The sequence below is a fragment of the Pseudosporangium ferrugineum genome (assembly GCF_003002065.1).
Taxonomy (GTDB): Bacteria; Actinomycetota; Actinomycetes; order Mycobacteriales; family Micromonosporaceae; genus Actinoplanes; species Actinoplanes ferrugineus_A.
This window is the reverse complement of the sequence record NZ_PVZG01000063.1, coordinates 1-4,874: the sequence shown is the minus strand read 5'-3', so window position 1 is coordinate 4,874 and position 4,874 is coordinate 1. Positions and strand designations below refer to the sequence as shown.

At 65.4% G+C, this 4,874-nt stretch carries 7 protein-coding genes and 1 pseudogene; 6 read left to right on the top strand and 2 right to left on the bottom strand.

The window, feature by feature from the left end; genetic code table 11:
- Together CLV70_RS38595 and CLV70_RS38590 are read left to right on the top strand one after the other, a co-directional pair.
- Nucleotides 1-301 (top strand): annotated as a pseudogene (locus CLV70_RS38595) (hypothetical protein); the annotation flags it as partial.
- Nucleotides 302-509: 208 nt separating this feature from the next.
- Nucleotides 510-887, top strand: a complete 378-nt coding sequence (locus tag CLV70_RS38590; protein WP_211304060.1) for a hypothetical protein — start codon at nt 510-512, stop codon at nt 885-887.
- Nucleotides 888-963: 76 nt separating this feature from the next.
- Here CLV70_RS38590 and CLV70_RS38585 read toward each other — a convergent pair whose 3' ends face one another.
- Both CLV70_RS38585 and CLV70_RS38580 read right to left on the bottom strand, forming a co-directional pair.
- Nucleotides 964-1,236 (bottom strand): Txe/YoeB family addiction module toxin, encoded by a 273-nt coding sequence (locus CLV70_RS38585; RefSeq protein WP_211304059.1) that lies wholly within the window; start codon nt 1,234-1,236, stop codon nt 964-966.
- Nucleotides 1,233-1,520: a type II toxin-antitoxin system Phd/YefM family antitoxin gene (locus CLV70_RS38580; protein ID WP_106131559.1), complete on the bottom strand. Its 288-nt coding sequence runs from the start codon at nt 1,518-1,520 to the stop codon at nt 1,233-1,235. Before CLV70_RS38580 ends, CLV70_RS38585 begins: the two co-directional genes overlap by 4 nt.
- A gap of 289 nt (nt 1,521-1,809) precedes the next feature.
- Here CLV70_RS38580 and CLV70_RS38575 point away from each other — a divergent pair, with 289 nt between their 5' ends.
- From CLV70_RS38575 to CLV70_RS41620, 4 genes are all read left to right on the top strand, one after another.
- On the top strand, nt 1,810-2,202 hold the full coding sequence (locus CLV70_RS38575) for a hypothetical protein (RefSeq protein WP_106131558.1): 393 nt from the start codon (nt 1,810-1,812) through the stop codon (nt 2,200-2,202).
- A gap of 285 nt (nt 2,203-2,487) precedes the next feature.
- Entirely contained in the window at nt 2,488-2,766 is a 279-nt protein-coding gene (locus CLV70_RS42205) for a TOTE conflict system archaeo-eukaryotic primase domain-containing protein (RefSeq protein ID WP_425440286.1), read from the top strand.
- The gene (locus CLV70_RS38570; protein WP_245908817.1) at nt 2,676-4,151 is read left to right on the top strand and encodes a TOTE conflict system archaeo-eukaryotic primase domain-containing protein; all 1,476 of its coding nucleotides are present in this window, start codon (nt 2,676-2,678) and stop codon (nt 4,149-4,151) included. The genes CLV70_RS42205 and CLV70_RS38570 overlap by 91 nt, the downstream gene beginning before the upstream one ends.
- Nucleotides 4,051-4,674: a DEAD/DEAH box helicase gene (locus CLV70_RS41620; protein ID WP_245908816.1), complete on the top strand. Its 624-nt coding sequence runs from the start codon at nt 4,051-4,053 to the stop codon at nt 4,672-4,674. Before CLV70_RS38570 ends, CLV70_RS41620 begins: the two co-directional genes overlap by 101 nt.
- The last annotated feature ends 200 nt before the right edge of the window (nt 4,675-4,874 follow it).

The following is a 4,874-nucleotide window of genomic DNA, read 5'->3' as shown; positions in this document are numbered from 1 at the left end:
CGCGCGTCCCGTTGTTCCGGCCATGCTCGATCTGATCGAGCAGGCCATCGCGGTCTGGGACGAGTTGGCCGGGTATCTGAACGATGCCTACTACGCGGGCCGTATCGATCCGCAGGAGATCAGCGAGCCTCTGGTCGATGCGCACCGTGATCTGTGCGAGCGGCTCGACCTCGGCTCGGAGGAGATCGCTGAACGTCTCGACCGGCTGGTCGACCGCTGCCATCACGACACCGTCGACCCTGCCGTGTACTCGGAACTTCTCGGTGAGGATGCGGGCCCGATCGGTCGTTACTCGCATTGATAGCCGAGACTTCAGTTCGGGTTCGGGAAGCAGTGTGTTCCCGGCGTTGGGCGGAGTTGCCTGCCGCGCGCTGAAGACGGTGCGCGAGAATGGCCCATCACGGCGCACCGCGCCCGTGTAGTCGCGCGTGAGGTGTGGTTGATGAGCCTGTCCGCTTCGATCGGCCCGCGGTGAGTCGTCGGCGTGGCTCCCTGGACGGCGACCAGTGATGGCGGAGCAGCCGATTCCCGGTGCGTCAATGGGTTTCGTCGGCCGGTGGCGGATCGTGGAAATGGAACTGTGGGATGCCGACGCCTTCGATCTGGTGGGTCCGGCTTTTATCGAGTTCGGCTCGGATCTTCGGGGACGGTTCCGGTTCATCGTCGTCGACGGTTGGATGGACTGCCGGATAGCGAAGCAGTCGGGCGGGGCTTGTGTCGAGTTCTCTTGGGAGGGCAGCGACGAAGGTGATGAGGTCAGCGGACGGGGTTGGGCCGCTGTGGTTGATGACGGCGTCCTCGACGGGCGGATTTTCTTCCACAATGGTGACGATTCGGGTTTCCGGGCGGTGCGTGCCGGCGGTGTGCTGGATGTCGGTCGCGTGTAAGGCCGCGATGCCGCAGGCCCAGGCTGTTTCCCAGGCTTTCCGATCCGCTAGGAGGGCAGCGTGGCGTGAGCCGCTATCACTTGTCGAGGTAGTGGCCGTGGCAGGCGACGATTTCCAGGTCGCCGCCACGGACTCGGTAGATGAGCCGGTGTTCATCGTTGATGCGGCGGGACGACCATCCGGAGAGCGGGCCTTTCAGCAGTTCTGGCTTGCCGAGACCTGTTCCGTGTGGATCCCGCTGGACGTCGAGAATGAGTTTGCTGATGCGACGGGCCATCTTCATGTCTCGGCGTAACCAGCCGTCGTAGTCCTCCCAGGCGTTGGGAGTGAAAACGATGCGCAAGCTCATGCGGCTTCCTTGCCGGGTTTCGGCGAGGCGGGCGTTGGGTCGAGTGGGTGCTCCTGGAGTAGGCCGGCGTCGGCTTGGGCGACGCTCTCCAGCAGTCGGCGGGCGTTCGAGGCGGAGCCGAGAACATGCAGCGTCTCGTTCACGGCGTTCCACTCGTCGAGGGAAACCATGACGACGGCCTTGCCGCCACCGCGAGGGATGACGCACTCCTCGGCATCATCGATCACCGCATCGACCACGGCGGCGAGGTTCTTGCGAACGTCGCTGATTGTCAGCACCTTCATCGTGACCCCCAGGTAGTAACGTACGCCAGAACGTACGTTGAATGGTACGCCCAGGTTGCGGGTGCCGTTGGGGGTGTGCCCTCAATTGGCCGAACAAAAACCGGCGTGAGCTGGTCAAACGTCCGGTAGTGGGCCACCGGGGACGATGGTCCCTGGCCGACTTCCTTGGCCTGGATCCTGATCTGCTGAACGCGGCGGCAGCGGCGAGCCGGCCGCTGACCGAGAAGAACCCCCCGCCGCCGAGCTGCGCCGTTGGGCGGCGGGTCTGCCGGTTGCGGACAAGGACGAGATGCTGGTGCGGGTGCTGCGGGGCAACGCCGGGTTGCTGCGGTCGGAGTTGCTGCGGACGTTTCACGGTGTGACAGAGGAGCCGCCTGCCGGTGAGCGGCGGACCGCCGGAGACCTGCTCGCCTCGGCCGAGGAGCGCTGGGCTGCACGGCAGCAGCAGCAGAAGCGGGAGCGCGAGGCGGCCGAGCGTCAGCGTCGCGAGGAAGCGGCCGCCGTGGTCCGCCAGCAGCGTCTGGACGAGTTGGCACGGAACCCGGTCCATACCTGGAACCAGGTGGACGAGTTGATCGCGACGAAGCGTCCGAAGGACTACGACACGGCGGTCACCCTGCTTTCAGATCTTCAGGCGCTGGCGGTACGGGAGGGCGAATTTTCGAATTCGCGGAGCAGATGACGTGGCTGAGGGAGCGCCATGCCCGCAAGCCGTGCCTGATCGACCGTTTCGACCGGGCTCGGCTGGACTGATTCGACTGCCGGTGTCGCGGCGTCGTCGTGTGAAGATTGGCCGGTGGTATCCGTTGACGCGGTGACTGACGACGAGTTCGCTCGGCTTCGTCGTGAGCTTGAGCGGTTACGGGCGGAGAACCATCGTCTGTCGCGTCTGCTGGATCTCCGCGGTCAGGACACCGCTCCGGCGCCGGAGCAACTCGCCGCGGGGGCCACGCCGGGACCGGTCACGATGGCGTCGCCGGTGCCGGAGAAGTTGGCGTTCTACACCAGCCTGTTCCGGGCGCGGCGGGATGCTTATGCGAAGCGATGGGAGAACAGTCGGCTGGGTACGGCGGGGTGGTCTCCGGCGGTGGCGGGTGGCTGGCGCAAGCCGCTGCTACGGCCCGATCGGTGGGAACGGTCCTTTTGCATGAGGCCATGGTGCTGCGCGGTTCGATGGACCTGCGCTCGTACGACCGCCTGTTCCCGAACCAGGACGTCCTGCCCGACAGAGGCCTTGGGAATCTGATCGCGGCGCCGCTGCAGGGACGGCGCCGCAAGGACGGCCTAACGCTCTTCGTCAACCTGGCGACCCTGGAACCACACGAGGATCAGTGGACCTTCCTGTCAGTCCTCGACCGGCTCAGCCCAGGCGACGCGGAAAGAGTCGCTCGTCGCGCGAAACAGACCGTCGTCGGCGCCGGCGTGGCGAAGATGAGCAGGTCGGATGCCACCAAGATCCACCCGCCGCTGCCAATGACGGTACAGGCAGACCTTGCAGCAGGCTTGCGTATCGACATCTCGCAACTGCCGCCGGCCGCATTGACCACGTTCAAGCACGCGGCCTCACTGGCAAATCCGAAGTTCTACGAGTTGCAGCGGCTACGCAAGTCGACCTGGGACACGCCACGGTTCCTTCGCGGGTACAACATCACATTGGACGGTCGCCTGGTTCTACCACGCGGGTTGCGGCACACAGTCGGACGAATCGTCGAGGATGCCGGATCCCGATTGGTGATCACGGATACGCGGGATGCAGGCAGGGAGATCGAGGTCGCTTTCACCGCTGAGCTGACCACCAGGCAAAGCGCCGCGGTCAGTGCGATGCTCGCCCACGACGACGGCATGCTGGTGGCACCACCGGGCTCTGGAAAGACCGTCATAGCCTGCGCGATGATCGCCGAACGCGCCACCTCGACCCTGATTCTCGTCGATCGCAAAGCGTTGGCCGAACAGTGGCGCTCGCGCATCGAGCAGTTCCTCCGCGTCCAACCGGGGCAGATCGGCGGCGGCCGGCGCAAACTCACCGGCGTCGTGGACGTCGCGATGCTGCCCTCGCTGACCCGGCGTGCCGACGTCGCGGACCTCACCGCCGGGTACGGACACGTGATCGTTGACGAATGTCACCACCTTGCCGCCGCGGCATACGACCATGCGGCCAAGCGGATCGGCGCGCAATTCTGGCTCGGGCTCACCGCGACACCGACCCGCCGGGACAGCCTCGGGGAACTCGGTATGGACCGGCGTACGGCGGCCTATTTGCCGCTCACCGCAGAGGTGGTTGCCGCCCATCTCGTCGGTGACGTGTTCATGGGTCTGTATCCGCTGCTCACCGAGAACACCTGCCAATTCCTGGCCGCGGACTTCGACGGCAGCACTGCGATGCTCGACGCGCTGGCCTACTGCAAAGCCGCCCGAGCCAGCGGTGTCCCGGCAGCCTTGGAGATCTCCCAGTCAGGACGCGGCGCGCACGCCTGGATCTTCTTCGCCGACCCGATTCCTGACCTGGCAGCTCGGCCCTATTCGGCACACCGTGACCGACGAGGACCCGGACACGCTCGCCGCTTTCTGGCAGGAAGAGACCGGTCCGCGCCGACTGTTGTTCGTGCACGAGACCCAGTTCCGGGCCGATGAGGACCCGTCGTCACCGGGCGCGCTGGCGGCCGTGTACCGCGCCCTGATCGGGGATGAAGCACGAAATGCCCAGATCGTCGATGATGTCGCGGCTGCCCTCACAAAAGGGCGCAACTGTCTCGTGTTGACGCGTAGGGTCGCCCATCTCGAAACTCTGGCTTCGCTCCTCGCAGATCGCGGACATCAAACACTCCTGTTGCAGGGCGGAATGACCGCTGCGGCTCGACGCGCGGCTGTCGACCGGCTCACCGAGGCGAAGGTCGGCGACGGGATCCTGGTCATCGGCACCACACCGTTCATCGGCGAAGGCTTCGACGCACCCGTACTCGACACCCTGTTCCTGGCCGGGCCGATCTCCTTCGACGGCCTATTGGTCCAGTGCGCAGGCCGAGTCATCCGCGCGGCGCCTGGCAAGGATCTCGCGGAGGTGCACGACTACCACGACCAGGCGACACCGATCCTCGCCGTTTCGTTGCAGCGCCGCATGCCCGGCTATCGAGCGCTGGGATTCGTCAGACCATAGCGACGTTTCAATGCATTCTTCTCCTTGCGAGAAGCTCATTCGGAGGGGTATCGGCGAAGAGGAGACGGAGATCTCGTTGGTCTCGACGGCGTACACCGCGCAGTCTAGCCCGGGTGATTCACGGTGATCATCAACTGGTGGGCCCGACCGGCGTGTAAATAGACGGAAGTGCCTCTCTGGCAGGGGAAACTTGTGATTGC

Bases quoted from the DNA above. Each gene is read 5' to 3' on its own strand.
- CLV70_RS38575 (WP_106131558.1), top strand. From the start codon at position 1,810: ATGCTGGTGCGGGTGCTGCGGGGCAACGCCGGGTTGCTGCGGTCGGAG.
- CLV70_RS38590 (WP_211304060.1), top strand. From the start codon at position 510: ATGGCGGAGCAGCCGATTCCCGGTGCGTCAATGGGTTTCGTCGGCCGG.
- CLV70_RS38570 (WP_245908817.1), top strand. From the start codon at position 2,676: ATGGTGCTGCGCGGTTCGATGGACCTGCGCTCGTACGACCGCCTGTTC.
- CLV70_RS38585 (WP_211304059.1), bottom strand. From the start codon at position 1,236: ATGAGCTTGCGCATCGTTTTCACTCCCAACGCCTGGGAGGACTACGAC.
- CLV70_RS42205 (WP_425440286.1), top strand. From the start codon at position 2,488: ATGGCGTCGCCGGTGCCGGAGAAGTTGGCGTTCTACACCAGCCTGTTC.
- CLV70_RS38580 (WP_106131559.1), bottom strand. From the start codon at position 1,520: ATGAAGGTGCTGACAATCAGCGACGTTCGCAAGAACCTCGCCGCCGTG.